At 70.2% G+C, this 14,528-nt stretch carries 11 protein-coding genes; 8 read left to right on the forward strand and 3 right to left on the reverse strand.

Features of this window, described 5'->3' with window-relative positions; translation table 11 throughout:
- The first annotated feature begins 101 nt into the window (after positions 1-101).
- The 4 genes from ACLQ23_RS21575 (at position 102) to ACLQ23_RS21590 (ending at position 3,807) form a co-directional block, all read left to right on the forward strand.
- On the forward strand, positions 102-1,220 hold the full coding sequence (locus ACLQ23_RS21575; protein WP_355591740.1) for a sensor histidine kinase: 1,119 nt from the start codon (positions 102-104) through the stop codon (positions 1,218-1,220).
- Positions 1,217-1,879, forward strand: a complete 663-nt coding sequence (locus tag ACLQ23_RS21580; protein WP_355591738.1) for a response regulator transcription factor — start codon at positions 1,217-1,219, stop codon at positions 1,877-1,879. The genes ACLQ23_RS21575 and ACLQ23_RS21580 overlap by 4 nt, the downstream gene beginning before the upstream one ends.
- A 71-nt stretch (positions 1,880-1,950) precedes the next feature.
- Positions 1,951-2,865 (forward strand): pyridoxal-phosphate dependent enzyme, encoded by a 915-nt coding sequence (locus ACLQ23_RS21585; protein ID WP_425881008.1) that lies wholly within the window; start codon positions 1,951-1,953, stop codon positions 2,863-2,865.
- A 39-nt stretch (positions 2,866-2,904) separates the two neighbouring features.
- The gene (locus tag ACLQ23_RS21590) at positions 2,905-3,807 is read left to right on the forward strand and encodes a hypothetical protein (RefSeq protein WP_425735351.1); all 903 of its coding nucleotides are present in this window, start codon (positions 2,905-2,907) and stop codon (positions 3,805-3,807) included.
- 421 nt (positions 3,808-4,228) lie between these two features.
- Here the strand turns inward: ACLQ23_RS21590 and ACLQ23_RS21595 are convergent, their stop codons facing one another.
- Entirely contained in the window at positions 4,229-4,711 is a 483-nt protein-coding gene (locus ACLQ23_RS21595) for a helix-turn-helix domain-containing protein (RefSeq protein ID WP_425881009.1), read from the reverse strand.
- Between the two features lie 459 nt (positions 4,712-5,170).
- Between ACLQ23_RS21595 and ACLQ23_RS21600 the strand changes: the two genes are divergently transcribed.
- Genes ACLQ23_RS21600 through ACLQ23_RS21615 form a run of 4 tightly spaced genes read left to right on the forward strand, consistent with a single transcriptional unit; the run spans position 5,171 to position 12,680 of the window.
- Entirely contained in the window at positions 5,171-6,175 is a 1,005-nt protein-coding gene (locus ACLQ23_RS21600; protein ID WP_306271030.1) for a multicopper oxidase domain-containing protein, read from the forward strand.
- Positions 6,176-6,199: 24 nt separating this feature from the next.
- The gene (locus ACLQ23_RS21605) at positions 6,200-10,135 is read left to right on the forward strand and encodes a ThuA domain-containing protein (RefSeq protein WP_425881010.1); all 3,936 of its coding nucleotides are present in this window, start codon (positions 6,200-6,202) and stop codon (positions 10,133-10,135) included.
- 8 nt (positions 10,136-10,143) lie between these two features.
- On the forward strand, positions 10,144-11,670 hold the full coding sequence (locus ACLQ23_RS21610) for an OmpL47-type beta-barrel domain-containing protein (RefSeq protein ID WP_425881011.1): 1,527 nt from the start codon (positions 10,144-10,146) through the stop codon (positions 11,668-11,670).
- 32 nt (positions 11,671-11,702) lie between these two features.
- Positions 11,703-12,680, forward strand: coding sequence for a hypothetical protein (locus ACLQ23_RS21615; protein ID WP_355591720.1), 978 nt, complete (start codon positions 11,703-11,705; stop codon positions 12,678-12,680).
- A gap of 92 nt (positions 12,681-12,772) precedes the next feature.
- Here the strand turns inward: ACLQ23_RS21615 and ACLQ23_RS21620 are convergent, their stop codons facing one another.
- Entirely contained in the window at positions 12,773-13,750 is a 978-nt protein-coding gene (locus tag ACLQ23_RS21620) for a cyclase family protein (RefSeq protein ID WP_355591717.1), read from the reverse strand.
- Positions 13,737-14,501 carry an IclR family transcriptional regulator gene (locus tag ACLQ23_RS21625; protein WP_355591714.1) on the reverse strand — a complete coding sequence of 255 codons (765 nt, stop codon included), beginning with the start codon at positions 14,499-14,501 and terminating at the stop codon, positions 13,737-13,739. Before ACLQ23_RS21625 ends, ACLQ23_RS21620 begins: the two co-directional genes overlap by 14 nt.
- Positions 14,502-14,528: the final 27 nt, after the last annotated feature.

Genomic DNA, 14,528 nt, shown 5'->3' on the forward strand with positions numbered 1-14,528 from the left:
ACGGACGGGGCAGGCGCGGCGTGCGCTACAGCGGGCGCGGTAGTGGTGGCTCGTCCGCCAGGGGGAGTCGCAGGCGGCATGCGCGGGGCTACGGTTCCGGCATGAGCACGGGACGGGTGGGTGTCCGGGACATCGGAATCGCCGTGTGCGTGACAGCGGCGCTGCTTGCCGCAGGGCTCGCCGAGGACCGCTCCCGCATCTCCCTGGACCTGCTCGGCCTCGCGCTCCTGGCGGCCAGTGGTCTGGCTCTGGCCGCGCGCCGGCAGGCACCCGTCGCCGTCCTCGCCCTCAGCGGGTTGTGCGGCGTCGGCTACCAGGCGGTGGGCTTCGACGTGCCCGCTGTCGCCTTCCTGTTCGCCGTGTACGCCGCCGTGCGGGCAGGGCATCGCGCCGTCACGATCATCGCGGCCGTCCTGATGCTGGTCGCGCTGCCACTCACGGCCCTGGCCCCGCCGCTGGACCTTCCGGTGGGCGAGGCGCTCACACGTGCCCGCGGCGCGCTCGAGGTGGCGTGGCTCGTCGCGGCCGCCGCAGCCGGTGAGGCGTTGCGGCAGGCCGAGCGGCGGGCCGACGAAGCCGAGCGCACCCGGGAACAGGTCGCGCGTCGCCGCGCCGACGAGGAACGGCTGCACATCGCACGTGAGCTGCACGACTCGCTCACCCACCAGATCTCGATCATCAAGGTGCAGGCCGAAGTGGCCGTCCACCTGGCCCGCAGGCGCGGCGAGGCGGTGCCGGAGGCGCTGCTGGCGATTCGGGAGGCCGGCCGTGAGGCGAGCCGCGAGCTGCGCGCGACCCTGGAGGCGCTGCGCGAGGACGGCGGCAACCCGCAGCGCGGGCTCGACCACCTCTCGGAGCTGGTGGAGCGCGCCCGGATGGCCGGCCTGGACGCGACGTTGACGATCGAGGGGCAGCGACACGACGTGCCGGCAGCGGTGGACCGGACCGCCTACCGGATCGTCCAGGAGTCCCTCACCAACGTCGCCCGGCACGCCGCCGCCGCGACGGCGTCGGTCCGTGTCGACTACCGTCCGGATGCCCTCGCCATCCGCGTCGACGACGACGGTACGGCCCGGCTGGGCACGCCGCCGACGCCCGGTGTGGGGTTGCTCGGCATGCGCGAACGGGTCACCGCCCTCGGCGGTCGGCTCCGTGCCGAGCCCCGCGACGAGGGCGGCTTCAGCGTCCACGCCGAGCTTCCCGTCGGCCCGACGCCATGATCCGCGTCCTGCTTGTCGACGACCAGCCGCTCCTTCGCAGCGGCTTCCGCGCGCTCCTCGACGCCGAAGACGACATCGAGGTGGTGGGCGAGGCCGCCGACGGGCGACAGGGGGTGGCTCTCGCCAGACAACACCTGCCCGACATCGCGCTCATCGACATTCAGATGCCGGTAATGGACGGCATCGAGGCGACACGGCTCATCGCCGCGGACCCGACCCTGGCCGGGGTGCACGTCGTCATCCTTACCAACTACGGCCTCGACGAACACGTCTTCCACGCACTACGCGCGGGCGCGGCCGGCTTCCTCGTCAAGGACATCGAGCCGGAGGACTTCCTGCACGCCGTCCGCGTCGCGGCACGCGGCGACGCGCTGCTCGCACCGTCGATCACCCGCAGGCTCATCGACAGGTACGTCACCGAGCCGCCCCACCTGCGTGCCCACGCCGGCCTGGCCGGGCTCACCAACCGGGAACGGGAGACCGTCGCACTTGTCGCGCGTGGCCTCTCCAATGACGAGATCGCCGACCGCCTGGTGATCAGCCCGCTGACCGCGAAGACACACGTCAACCGCGCCATGGCCAAGTTGCACGCCCGCGACCGCGCCCAACTCGTTGTCATCGCGTACGAGTGCGGCCTCGTGGTGCCACGCCCGCGCTGAGGTGATCACCAGCAGGGCGACGAGGCGTGGCGAGCGTCGCACGAGGGCTGGCGCGGTGATTAGCTGTCAGCATGATCGCACCTGTTTCCCTCGGGACGTGGCCGACTCCGCTGGAGGCCGCGCCCCGGCTCGCAGCCCGGCTCGGGCTGGCGGAGTTGTGGTTCAAGCGCGACGACCTCGGCGGGCTCGGCGGCGGCGGCAACAAGATCCGCAAGCTGCGCTACACCTGCGCCGAGGCGGTCGCGGTCGGCGCCACCACGCTCATCACCTCAGGGGCGCCACAGAGCAACCACGCGCGGCTGACCGCCGCGGCGGCCGCACGCCTCGGCCTCGGCTGCGTGCTTGTGCTCGCCGGCTCGCCCCCGCCGGAGCGGCGCGGGAACCTGCTGCTCGACGAGCTGGCCGGCGCGGAGATCGTCTGGGCGGGAGACAGCCCGCTCGCGGAGGTGGTGGCGGTAGAGGCGAACCGGCGGTCGGCGTACGCCATCCCCTTCGGTGGCACCTCACCCGCGTCGGTCCAGGGCTATGTGGACTGCGGTCGGGAACTGCGCGACCAGGTGCCGGACATCGACGCGACGGAGGTCGTGGTGGCGCTCGGCTCCGGCGGGACGATGGCCGGGCTGGTACGCGAACTGGGCGCCGAGCGGGTGGTCGGCGTGGACGTCGGAGCCCTGCCCGACCCCCGCTCGACGGTCGCCGGCCTGCTGACCGGTGAGGTTGAGCCGGCCGCGCTGCGGATCGACGGGTCACAGGTGGGCGCAGGCTACGCCACCCTCACCGACGGGGTGCGGGAGGCACTGACAACGACCGCCCGCGAGGAGGGGATCTTCCTGGATCCGACGTACACCGGCCGGGCCATGGCCGCGCTGCTGGCCGGCAGCTTCCCGCGCGGCGCCAGTGTGGTCTTCCTGCACACCGGGGGCCTGCCGGGGCTCTTCGGCCATCCTGGGCTGTTCGGCGGCGGGAAAAGCCGCCAGGATCACTGAACGCAGGCGCCCCGAACAGCTCGTGCCATGATTGCGTTCATGGGCAAGCAGCAGCACGTCGGCCGATCCGACCGGCACAGCGGACCGGCCACCACCGGCAACGACACGGCAGGTGCTGACGCGCGCCTCGGCGTTGCGCAGGACCCGGCGACGTCACAGATGACCCTCATCGATCTGGCGTCCGACCCGTCGCCAGTGGTCCGTAAGGCCGTCGCGAGCCGCAGCGACGCGCCCGCGCAGGCACTGCGACCGCTGGCCCGGGACCACGACCGTCAGGTCCGGGAGGCCGTGGCGAGGAACCCGTCGACGTCGGTCGGCAACCTGCTGCGTCTGGTCAAGGACGCGGACCGGTGGGTCCGCTGGGCGGTGGCCAGTAACCCGGCCTGCGACGAGTCGGTGCGCCGGGCCATGGTCGAGGCGGCAGACAAGGAGCTTCGTGGCCTCCTCGCCGAGACCCGCGAGTTGGAACCCGACCTGGCTGCCCGGCTTGTCAACGACGTCTCACCCGAGGTGCGGGAACGGCTCGCCACCCACACCCACGACCCCGACGTGATCAACGCCCTGATGGCCGACCGCACCAGCCGCGTCCGCAAGGGGCTCGCCCGCAACCGGCGTACCACCGCCGCGCAGCGCAGCGCGCTTGCCGCCGACCCGGTGGTGGACGTCCGCGTGGCGCTGGTCCGCTCGGTCGACCTGGACGAGGCGGACCTGGAACGCCTCGTCGACGACCGCTCCGTGCAGGTGCGACTGGCGATGGCGACGTCCGAGATCGTCCCGCCGCACATCCGTAAGGCACTTGAGCGCGATCCGGACGAGATGGTGGCCTCGGCGGCACGGGACTTCCGCCCTGCGTCGGGCACCGCCTCCGCGGTGCGGGCGCCGCGCATCGGCCACCGCCCGTCCGGCGGGGGCACCGCCCCGGCCGGCGGCGCCGCGCACTGAGGCGAGGCCGTCCCTGCCCGCTCTGGTCGCCGTGCCCGCTCTGGCCGCCTCCTCGGTACGTGTAGTGGCGCGCTGTAGAGCTGCCCCAAATCTGGGGCGTGCGCGACGCACCCTCCCTCGTAGATGACCTCACCGCGCAGCACCAGACGCCGGCCCACCGGAAGCTCGTATCGGATTGAGCGACATCCGGACAAGGGTGGTGGGGCGCCGCCGCCTGCCCCACCGGTGGGGCAGCTCGACAGGACGCGCCTGGGTATGGGCGACCTGACGATGGGGCGGCACAGGGAGCTGTCGACCTCGGAGCTCAGGCCGATCCACGGCGGTGGGTTGCGGCGGCCGTGGTCGGAGTCCTACGCCGCGGGGATGAGGCGCGGAGATGAGGGAGGAGAGGACGGCGCTAAGCGAGGTGGACGGTCGGCGGTTACAGGCGCGACGCCCTTGGCTGGTGTGGGGTGTTGCGGCGGGCGACCTGCGGCATCGATGACGGCCGGGCGTTCACCGGGACGTCGCGGCGGGCCAGGCGGTGCAGCAGGGCGCGGATCTGGCGCTTGTCCGAGGCCGGGACGGTCTCGTCGAGCAGCCGTTCGCGGATGCTGCCCATGTCCGCCTCGACCTGCGTGAGCGCCGGAGGACTGGCCGGGGCGGGGGTGCCGGCCATCGCGAGCGGCCGGATCGCGGCAGCGATGGGAAGTCCGAGTGTGGCGCAGAGGCTGCGGACCTTCGACAGTTCCGGGTAGCGCTGCCAGTCGCCGGCGAGCCAGCGGAACAGCGTCGATCGGCTGATGCCCGTGTGTCGCGCGATGTCGCCGACCGTCCAGCCGTGCTGTTCCCGTGCGTCCTCGACGGTCTGGCGAACGAACTGTGCGAACGCCATCTGCGGCGTCGTGGGAGTAGTGTCCGTCATCGGAGGTGCCCCCTCGGTGCTGTGGTGCTCGGCGTACGGCACTCGATCGGATTCGGCGTGGCTGTGGCCCTGATGTGATCTTCTCGCAGTCGATGCCGGAGCGCCTCGTCGTCGGGCACCGCTGGCTTACTCGTTCCAGGTTGGGCGGTTACTCAACCACTGATCGCGGGCGGTTTCCGCGGCACGGGCTGGGCGCTCTGCGGGCGCCGTCCGGAGGGGACGGCCTGCGCCGCTCGATCTTGTCAATCGACCGTTGCCGTGATGTCAAGGTAATCTTCTTGCAATCAGACCTGTACTTTCGTCGATGGATTACATAAGTTGCTGTCATCCACCGAAAGTTATGAGTCTTCCGAGCAAAGCCCGCGACGAGCCTCACCTCAGTCGTGCTTCCGCCCCGTGCTCGGCGGTTGATGCACCCTGCCCTTCGTCGCGTCTTCGCCCGGTCGGGAACGGAGACCCATGGACGATCATGCTGCTGGCCCTCACCGCCAGCTCTCCCGCAGATCGCTGATCGCCACCGGAGCACTGGCCGCCGGCGCGCTCGGCGCGTCCGCCCCGGCGATCGGCACCGCCTTCGGCGGCAGCCCCGCACAGGCCGCCGCCGGCGTCACGAAGAAGATCACCCTCTACGCCGAGCAGTTACCCGGCGGCCTGTTCGGGTACGGGCTGGCGCCCGGCCAGGCCACAGTGCCCGGACCGGTGCTGGAGATCTACGAGGGTGACACCCTGGAGATCACCCTCGTCAACACCACGAACCAGCGGCTGTCGATCCATCCGCACGGGGTGGACTACAGCACCGACTCCGACGGCAGCCCGCTCAACGCCTCGTTCAACAATCCCGGTGAGACGCGCACGTACGTCTGGCGCTCGCGGGAGATGTTCGCCGCCTCGGGCCGGCGGTACATGCCGGGCAGCGCCGGCTACTGGCACTACCACGATCACGCCATGGGCACCGACCACGGCACCGGCGGGATAGCCAAGGGCCTGTACGGGGCGCTGATCGTCCGACGGCGCGGGGACATCCTGCCGGACAAGCAGTTCACAGTCGTGTTCAACGACATGATGATCAACAACAAGATGGCCCCGGACACCCCGATGTTCGAGGCGAACCTCGGCGAGCGGGTGGAGTGGATCGCCATCGGGCACGGCGGCACCTTCCACACCTTCCACCTGCACGCACACCGCTGGGCGGACAACCGCACCGGCATGCTGGAGGGCCCGGCCGACCCGAGCCTCGTGATCGACAACAAGGACCTCAACCCGGGCAGCTCCTTCGGCTTCCAGGTCCTCGCCGGAGAGGGCGTCGGACCCGGCGCCTGGATGTACCACTGCCACGTGCAGTTCCACTCCGACGGTGGCATGGCCGGCATCTTCCTGGTCCGCAACGCCGACGGCAGCATGCCGCCGGGCGCCGAGGAAGCGATCCACAGGTTCCAGGGCCACACCCACACGCATGGCAGCTGACCGAAACCGAGAGTGGGGACGGGCATGACCAGAAACGTACGACGAGCACTCGCCGCGATAGCGGCTCTCGCGACACTCATCCCGGCGACGTCGGCGGCAGCCGCGCCGCGACCGGCAGCGGCACCACAGGCGGCGCAGCCGCAGAAGACGGCGGTCCTGGTGTTCCACGGCCCGGTGGCCGAGCAGCAGGACCCGGTGGCGCGCGCCGCGGACACCATCCGGCAACTTGGCGCCGGTCATGACATCGATGTCATCACCACCAGTGACCCCAGCGTGTTCACAGCGTCCGGGCTGTCCGCGTACCGCAGCGTGGTCTTTCTCTCCGCGACGGGCGCCGCGCTCAACCGCGACCAGGAGTCGGCGCTGCAGAGCTACATGAAGGCCGGCGGCGGCTTCGTCGGCATCGCCGACGCCGCCCGCGCGCAGGTCGACTCCGCCTGGTTCACCGGCCTGATCGGTGCCCGCCCGGCGGGCGCCATCCCGGTGGCCGAGCCGGTCGCCCGGGTGACCGCCAGCGGCGAGAACCCGCCGGACGAGACAAAGGAGAAACTCACCGACGGCGACGCCAACACCAAGTGGCTGGTCCGCACCGCTACCGGTTGGGTCGCCTACGAACTGAGCGCGCCGAAGCAGGTCACCGGGTACGCGCTGACGTCGGCGAACGACTTCACCGGCCGCGACCCGAAGGACTGGACGCTCCAGGGCTCGGCGGACGGCCAGAGCTGGACCGACCTGGACCGGCGCACCGGTCAGGTCTTCCCGGAGCGCTTTCAGACCCGCCGCTTCGACATCGCCACCCCGCAGGAGTTCAAGCACTTCCGGCTGAACATCACAGCCAACAGCGGGGAGCCGCTGATCCAGCTCGCCGACCTGCGGCTCTTCACCGGCGACACAAGCGCGCCGCAGATCCCACCGGTGAACCGGGCGGTGGTCGACATCCTGGACCGGAAGCACCCGGCCACGGCGTCGCTGCCGATGACCATCACCCGGTCGGACCGCTGGGACAACTGGGACCCGAACCCGATCGGCACCGTGCACACACTGGCCCAGGTGCAGGAGCGGCACTACGACCCCGGGCCGGGCGCCAACGGCCCGTTCCACCCGGTGTCCTGGTGCCGGGACTACGACGGCGGCCGGTCGTTCTACACGGGCATGGGCCATACCGAGGGCAGCTACGGCGAGGAGGCGTTCCGCACGCACCTGGCCGGAGCTCTCAACTGGACCACCGGTCGCGTCCGCGGCGACTGCCAGGCCACCATCGCGTCGAACTACAAGGTGGAGCGACTCACCGCTGCCAACCAGACCGGTCAGCTGGACCAGATCGGCGAGCCGCACGGGCTGACCACCGCCCCCGACGGCACCGTCTTCTACGTCGGCAAGGCGGCCTGCCCGACCGGCCCGATCGCGGACTGGAACAACCCGAACGTCGGTAAGGGCTGCGGCACCATCCACTCGTGGGACCCGCGTACCAAACAGGCGAAGCTGCTCACCACCCTTGAGGTGATGGGCAACCGGGGCAGCGGCTCCGAGCTGGTGAAGAACGAGGAGGGCCTGCTCGGCATCGTGCCCGACCCGAAGTTCGCCGAGAACGGCTGGCTCTACGTCTACTGGATGCCGCACGAGTCGATCGACAGGGTGAAGCGGGTCGGGCAGCGGACCATCTCGCGGTTCACCTACGACCGCGAGGCGCAGACCATCGACCAGTCCACCCGCAAGGATCTGCTGGAGTTCCCGGTGCAGATCCACAGCTGCTGCCACGCCGGTGGCGGCATGGCGTTCGACGCCAAGGGCAACCTCTACGTGGGATCCGGCGACAACAACTCCTCCGAGGGGTCGCAGGGCTACTCCGGTAACAACTGGACCCAGGAGTACCAGGGGATCTCGTTCCAGGACGCCCGACGTACGTCGGGTAACACGAACGACCTCGCCGGAAAGATCATCCGGATTCACCCGGAGGCGGACGGCACGTACACCATCCCGGAGGGCAACCTGTTCCCACCGGGCACCGAGAAGACCCGTCCGGAGATCTACGTGATGGGCGTGCGCAACATCGCCCGACTCCAGATCGACCCGGAGCACCAGTGGCTGACCGCAGGCTGGGTCGGCCCGGACGCGTCGTCGCCCAGCCCCACCCTCGGCCCGGCCAAGTACGAGACCGCCACGATCATCACTGAGGCCGGTAATCACGGTTGGCCGTACTGCATGGGCAACCGGCAGCCGTACCGGGACCGCAGCAACACCGACGCGACAGTGCTGACCGGCTGGTACGACTGCGACAACCTGAAGAACGAGTCTCCCCGCAACACCGGTCTGGTGGACATCCCGGCGGCCCGGGACAACATGATCTGGTATTCGCCAGACGGCGGGGGACCGGTCTTCCCGAAGAGGACCGACGGCAGCGGCCTGCCTACCTACGTCGCGGCCGACGCCACCTACACGCAGCCCTACCTGCGCGGCGGCGGGCAGGCCATCATGTCCGGTCCGACCTACCACCGCGACCGCGTCGACACCAACAGCGGTGTGGCCTGGCCGGCGTACTGGGACGAGAAGTGGTTCATCGGCGACCAGTCGAACGCCAACAACCGGGTGGCGGTCACCGTCGACCCGGCCGGCGTGCCGCAGGCAACCCCGCCGGTGTACGCCGAGACGCTGCGGGCCATCATCCCCAGCGGCAACGGCGACACCCGGCTGCAGAGCTGGATGGACGCCAAGTTCGGCCCGGACGGCGCGCTCTACCTGCTGGACTACGGAGGCGGGTTCTTCAGCCTGCACCCCAACCAGAAGCTGATCCGGATCACCTACACCGGCGGCGCGCCCACCCCCGTACCGTCGGCGAACTCGGTGGCCGTGCAGAACAAGCCGCTGACCATCGCCTTCGACGGCTCCCGCTCCGGCGGAGTCAGCCACCGCTGGGAGTTCGGCGACGGCGCCACGTCGACCGAGGCGAACCCCCGGCACACGTACGCGACTGTCGGCACCTACACGGCGAAGCTGACGGTCACGTACGCCGACGGTGAGACGGCGACGGTGCAGTCCACTGTCACCGTGGGCTGTGCGGTGCCCGATGCCCGGCAGACTGTGTGGCTCGACGACACGGACAGCAAGGTGCCCAACCGCACGGTCGGGCAGGGCTGCACCATAAACGACCTGCTCGACGACGAGAGCGTCTGGCCCGATCACAACAGCTTCGTGCGGCACGTGACAGCGGTGACCGACGCGCTGCGGGACGACGATCTGCTCAACGCCCGTGAGGCCGGCACGCTCACCCGTCTGGCCGCCGCGTCGGAGATCGGTCGGGACAGACGCACCGGCTACGAGCCGCTCTTCGACGGCACTGCCGAGTCGCTTCGCGGCTGGCAGCAGGCGCCGACCGGGTCGTTCGCGATCCAGCCGGACGGGTCGTTGCGGTCCAGCGGTGGTCTGGGCATGCTCTGGCACACGAAGGAACTCGGCGACTTCTCCCTGCGGGTGCAGTTCCGCGACATCGCACCCGGCACCGGTCGGGCCAACACCGGCGTGTTCGTCCGGTTCCCCGACCTGCGGACGCCGTTGGAGCAGCGCCCGCCGGGCAGCTGCGGCACTGTCGGATCGGCCCGGACCTCGCCTGCGTGGATGGCCATCTACTGCGGACACGAAATCCAGATCTACGACGGTGAGACCGGTGAGCCGCAGAAGACCGGCTCGGTCTACAACTTCGACCCCGTGCCGCTGGCGCAGGCCGGCGTCACCCCGAAGAACCAGTGGAACGACTACGAGATCCGCGTCGTCGGCCAGCACTACACCATGATCCGTAACGGTGTGGTGATCAACGAGTTCGACAACACGCCGGGCAAACAGTCCTCCCGCGCCGGCGATCCACCCACCGATCTGCGGCAGTTCCTGCGCGGCTTCATCGGCCTGCAGAACCACGGTGACAACGACCTGACCGAGTTCCGCAACATCCGCGTGCGCGAACTCTAGGAGAGACGATGCCCCGACGACTGACGGCAGCGCTGGCGGCGCTCCTGCTCACGGTGACCCCGTGGGCAGCGACGCCGGCCACCGCCGCCCCACGCGCCGCGGAACAGGTGCTGACCTGGACCGCCGACGACGACATCACCCGCTACAAGTCCGCTCCCACCCAGGCGGTGGCCGGTGCGACAACGATCATCTGGGAGAACAGCGCGGCCACCGGAAACACCACAGGGATGCCGCACACGCTGACCTTCGATACCAGCACCGAGGGCTACAACCACGACGTCACGCTGAACATCCTGGCCAACCCGTTCGACGTCAACAACGGGCGTCACGAGGCGACAGTGACGCTGACGCCGGGCCGCTACCGCTACTTCTGCACAATCCCCGGCCACGGCCAGATGGTCGGGGAGCTGGTGGTCACCGACGGCGGTGGTGGCGACGACACCACCCCGCCGACGGTGAACGGTGCCGTGTCGGGTGACCGCGACCAGGACGGCAACTACGTCGGTGCAGCGACGGTGACGGTGACTGCCACCGACGTCGGCTCCGGCGTGGACACCGTCGAATACCAGGTCGACGACACGAGCTTCCAGCCGTACACGCAGCCGGTGCGCGTCACGGCGATCGGTGACCACTCGGTGCAGTTCCGCGCTACCGACCAGGCCGGCAACACCAGCGCTGTCGGCTCGGTGCCGTTCCGGATCGTCGAGCCGACCCAGGAGGACACCACGCCGCCGGCGGTGACGGCCGCGTTGACCGGCGACCGTGACGGCGACGGCAACTACGTCGGTACGGCCACCGCCACGCTTACCGCCACCGACGAGGGGTCCGGTGTCGCCAGCATCGAGTACTCCCTCGACGGTGGCGCCTTCACCACGTACGCGAACCCGGTCGTCGTGAACACGGTGGGGATGCACATGCTGCACTACCGGGCGACCGACGTCGCCGGTAACACGTCGGCCGAGCAGATGGCGCACTTCACGGTCGTCGCACCGCCGGTCGAGGACACCACCCCGCCCACGGTCTCCGCCACGGTGACCGGTGACCGCAACGACGACGGCGCGTACGTCGGCGGCGCGACAGTCACAGTCACCGCCACCGACGACGAATCGGGAGTGGCAAAGGTCGAGTACGCGCTCGGCACCGGGGCCTGGACCACGTACTCCGGGCCGGTCACCGTCCGCGCCGTCGGCGCGCACACAGTGCGGTACCGGGCCACCGACACCGCCGGCAACACCTCCACCGAGCAGTCGAGCACGTTCACGGTGGTGGCAGACGGCACCGACGCCTGCCCCGAGTCCGACACCCGGGCCACCGTGATCATCGACGGCGACGACACCGGTGTGGCGAACGTCGACACCGGCGACGGCTGCACCATAAACGATCTGATCGACGAACACGCCGACTACCCCGGCCACGCCGAGTTCGTCAGGCACGTCGAGGCGGTCACCACCGCGCTCGTGACCGGCGGAACGCTCGACCGGCGGCAGCAGGGCGCCATCGTCCGGGCCGCGGCCCGATCGGACGTCGGCGCATGAGTCCTCGAATCTCACCGACAGGGAGTACAACGATGCCCGGACGTACCGTCGTCAAGCTGGCCACCGTGAGCGCCGTCGTCGCCGCCTCGGTGCTGGCGGTGGCGCCCTCCGCACACGCCGACCTGGTCACCCACTGCATCGGCACCGGCGGCGCGGTGACCGTCCCCAACGACCTGCTCGTGCCGGCCGGCAAGTCCTGCTCGCTGACCGGCACCACGATCACCGGCAACGTCACCGTCGCGGCCGGCGGCAACCTGGTGGTCACCGGTGGTCGCATCAGCGGTGAGGTACGCGTCGCCGCGGACGGCTACCTCGACGCCACCGACACGACAGTCGACGGCCAGGTGGTGCTGGCCGCCGGCGGGTACGGCGTCTTCCTCTCCGCCGCCCAGACCGGAACCGTGACGGTACGGCCGAAGGGCACGGCGACAATCGACAGCTTCCTGTTCGTGGAGGAGTCGACGATCGTCGGGCACGTCAACGCGAGCGCCGGCGAGGTCCGGCTCGACAGTGGAACCCAGGTGCAGCGCAACCTGAGCAGCACCGGCACCTACTACACCGACGTGCACGACTCGTTCGTCGACGGCACGCTGTCGGTGCTGAACAGCTCCACCGGCAGCGTGGTGTGCGGCAGTGCGGTCCGGGGCCGGGCCACCTTCGCCGGCAACCTCGGCGGGGTGCAACTCGGCCCGAACGGGGTCCTCGACAGCTGCGCGTCCGGCGGCTACTGGGGCGCGGACGTCAGCATCACCAGCACCACTGGTGGAGTCACCGTCGACGACAACATCATCAACGGTCAGCTCACTGTGACGTCGAACAACCCGGCTGCGCAGGTGGCCGACAACAACCGGATCCGCGGCGGCGTGACCGGTGACCAGGCCGACGCGACAGCCAACCGGGCCGCCCGGGTGGCCGACCCGGACCGCGAGGAGGCCGGCGAGCAGAGGGCGGAGGTCCGTCGTACCTCGGCCGAGCAGGCGGCCACCGCGGCGGGCACCGCCCGGCTCTAGGCCGCCGGCACCGTAACGCCGGGCCGGACGTCAGCAGGCGTTCGGCCCGGCGCGGCGTCACCACCGTTTCCGGTACGGCAAGCCTCGGGCGCTCACTTGATGGCGAGCGCGTTGGGCGGGGAGCCGACCCCACCCGGGATGTTCAGTGGTTTGCAGGTAAGGAAGAAGTCGTAGCGGCCGTCCTGCGCGCAGCTCGCGGCGAGCTGGTCGAGCCTCCACAGCTCGCCCATCGCCATGCCGAGCAGTGCGATAAGCGGTCGGTGCAGCATGCCGCTGTGGTTCACGCCGCGCTCGGGTGCGCGTTCGCCTGTCACCCGGAAATCCGAGTCGATGACGGGGTCGGCCTCGACGGCGGGCGTGTCACTGGCGACGAGCGCGATTTCGTGGTCCCACAGCCACCGCAGTGTCTGCTCGCGTTGGGCCAGCCCGGGGGACCGGTTGCGGGTGTTGAACTCGATGCGCTCCGGCCGCGATTTCGCCACGTAGTTCTCGGCCCAGCCGGTGCGCAGCAACAGGATGTCGCCGCCGCGCCACTGGACGCCCTGGTCCGCCGCGATCGCGTCGAGCGTCGGCGCGTCGAGGACCACCGTCGTCTCGCAGTCGTACTCGCGGCCGTGTGCCGCGAAGAAACGCGCTACGTCCAGCAGCACGCCCCGGCCGGCGATGCCCGACTCGGCCCAGTTGTGGATGCCCAGGCGCGTCGAGTCGCTCGTGTTGTCGGAGGCCGCGAGCCCGTTGTAGAAACCGTGTCGGGGGTGGCCGATGTGGCGCAACGCGTCCAACTGCGAGGTGGACTGGAGATAGAACGAGTCGAGCCAGTCGTCGCGGTGGAACTCGTTGTTGGCGAACACGTGGTGCGCGGTGGCCGGTCGGGTGCCGGTCGGGTACGGGTCGAAGGCGTTGACGGGGTAGTCGAGGTTGAACCTGTGGCCGCTGCGGACGAGTCGCGCGGCCGCCGCCACCCGTTCGGGCGTCAGGAGGTTGATGGTGCCCAGTTCGTCGTCGCGGCCGAAGACATCCCAGCTCGAGTGGGGCGGGTCCGCGGAGGAGAGTTCTTCATAAGTCGGCATGTGGCCCTTCACCTGGAGCCTTCAGTTCGTCGCTGAGCGCGGTGGCGGTTGCCAGGAGTTGGTCGAGTGCGGTGGCCAGGTCGAGTTCCCCGGCGCCGAGGATCGCCACGGTGGCGCACATTCCCTGCTCGTCGAAGACCGGCGCCGCCATGGCGAACAGGCCGCCGCTGTGTCGGGCGATGCTGAACCCCTGCCGGCGGGCGGAGTAGATCTCGGACTCCAGCCGGGCCCTGTCGACCGCCGACATTCCCTCGGTGGCGGCGTCCAGCGCTGACGGATCGGCGTACGCGAGGAACAGGTGGGTCTGGGCCGCGGTCATGTCGAGCTTCGAGCCCGCGTGCACGGTCACCACGACCATTCGACTCGTGTCCTCCTCGACGAGGGCGACCACCGGCTCCGTCGCGCCGCGGATGCTGAGCACCGCCGTCATGCGGACGGCGGTGCGCAGCTTCCGCAGGTGGGGACCGGCGATCTCGACGATGCGTTGGCGTCCCAGGGCCTGGATGCCCAGCTCCAGCATCAGTCCGCCGAGCGCGAACGTCCCTCGCCGGGTGCCTCGTTCGAGAATGCCGGCGGCCACCATCGATGCGCAGTACCGGTAGGCCGTTGTGCGGTTCAGGCCGGTGCGTTCGGCAACGTCCGCCGCTGTGAGCTCGAGGACCCGAGGGCCGAACAGCGCTAGGATCTGGCCGACGCGTGCAACGGCCCGGATGTCGGAACTCGATGCGTCGGTCGGGTCAAAGTTCGCCATCGCTGAATCGTAGTTCACAGAGGGAAC

Source organism: Micromonospora sp. DT41 (assembly GCF_049841715.1).
Taxonomy (GTDB): domain Bacteria; phylum Actinomycetota; class Actinomycetes; order Mycobacteriales; family Micromonosporaceae; genus Micromonospora; species Micromonospora profundi.

What these genes read in the sequence shown, in the direction of transcription:
- ACLQ23_RS21595 (WP_425881009.1), bottom strand. Translation starts at nt 4,711, where the DNA reads ATGACGGACACTACTCCCACGACGCCGCAGATGGCGTTCGCACAGTTC.
- ACLQ23_RS21590 (WP_425735351.1), top strand. Translation starts at nt 2,905, where the DNA reads ATGGGCAAGCAGCAGCACGTCGGCCGATCCGACCGGCACAGCGGACCG.
- ACLQ23_RS21625 (WP_355591714.1), bottom strand. Translation starts at nt 14,501, where the DNA reads ATGGCGAACTTTGACCCGACCGACGCATCGAGTTCCGACATCCGGGCC.
- ACLQ23_RS21585 (WP_425881008.1), top strand. Translation starts at nt 1,951, where the DNA reads ATGATCGCACCTGTTTCCCTCGGGACGTGGCCGACTCCGCTGGAGGCC.
- ACLQ23_RS21610 (WP_425881011.1), top strand. Translation starts at nt 10,144, where the DNA reads ATGCCCCGACGACTGACGGCAGCGCTGGCGGCGCTCCTGCTCACGGTG.
- ACLQ23_RS21615 (WP_355591720.1), top strand. Translation starts at nt 11,703, where the DNA reads ATGCCCGGACGTACCGTCGTCAAGCTGGCCACCGTGAGCGCCGTCGTC.
- ACLQ23_RS21575 (WP_355591740.1), top strand. Translation starts at nt 102, where the DNA reads ATGAGCACGGGACGGGTGGGTGTCCGGGACATCGGAATCGCCGTGTGC.
- ACLQ23_RS21600 (WP_306271030.1), top strand. Translation starts at nt 5,171, where the DNA reads ATGGACGATCATGCTGCTGGCCCTCACCGCCAGCTCTCCCGCAGATCG.
- ACLQ23_RS21580 (WP_355591738.1), top strand. Translation starts at nt 1,217, where the DNA reads ATGATCCGCGTCCTGCTTGTCGACGACCAGCCGCTCCTTCGCAGCGGC.
- ACLQ23_RS21620 (WP_355591717.1), bottom strand. Translation starts at nt 13,750, where the DNA reads ATGCCGACTTATGAAGAACTCTCCTCCGCGGACCCGCCCCACTCGAGC.
- ACLQ23_RS21605 (WP_425881010.1), top strand. Translation starts at nt 6,200, where the DNA reads ATGACCAGAAACGTACGACGAGCACTCGCCGCGATAGCGGCTCTCGCG.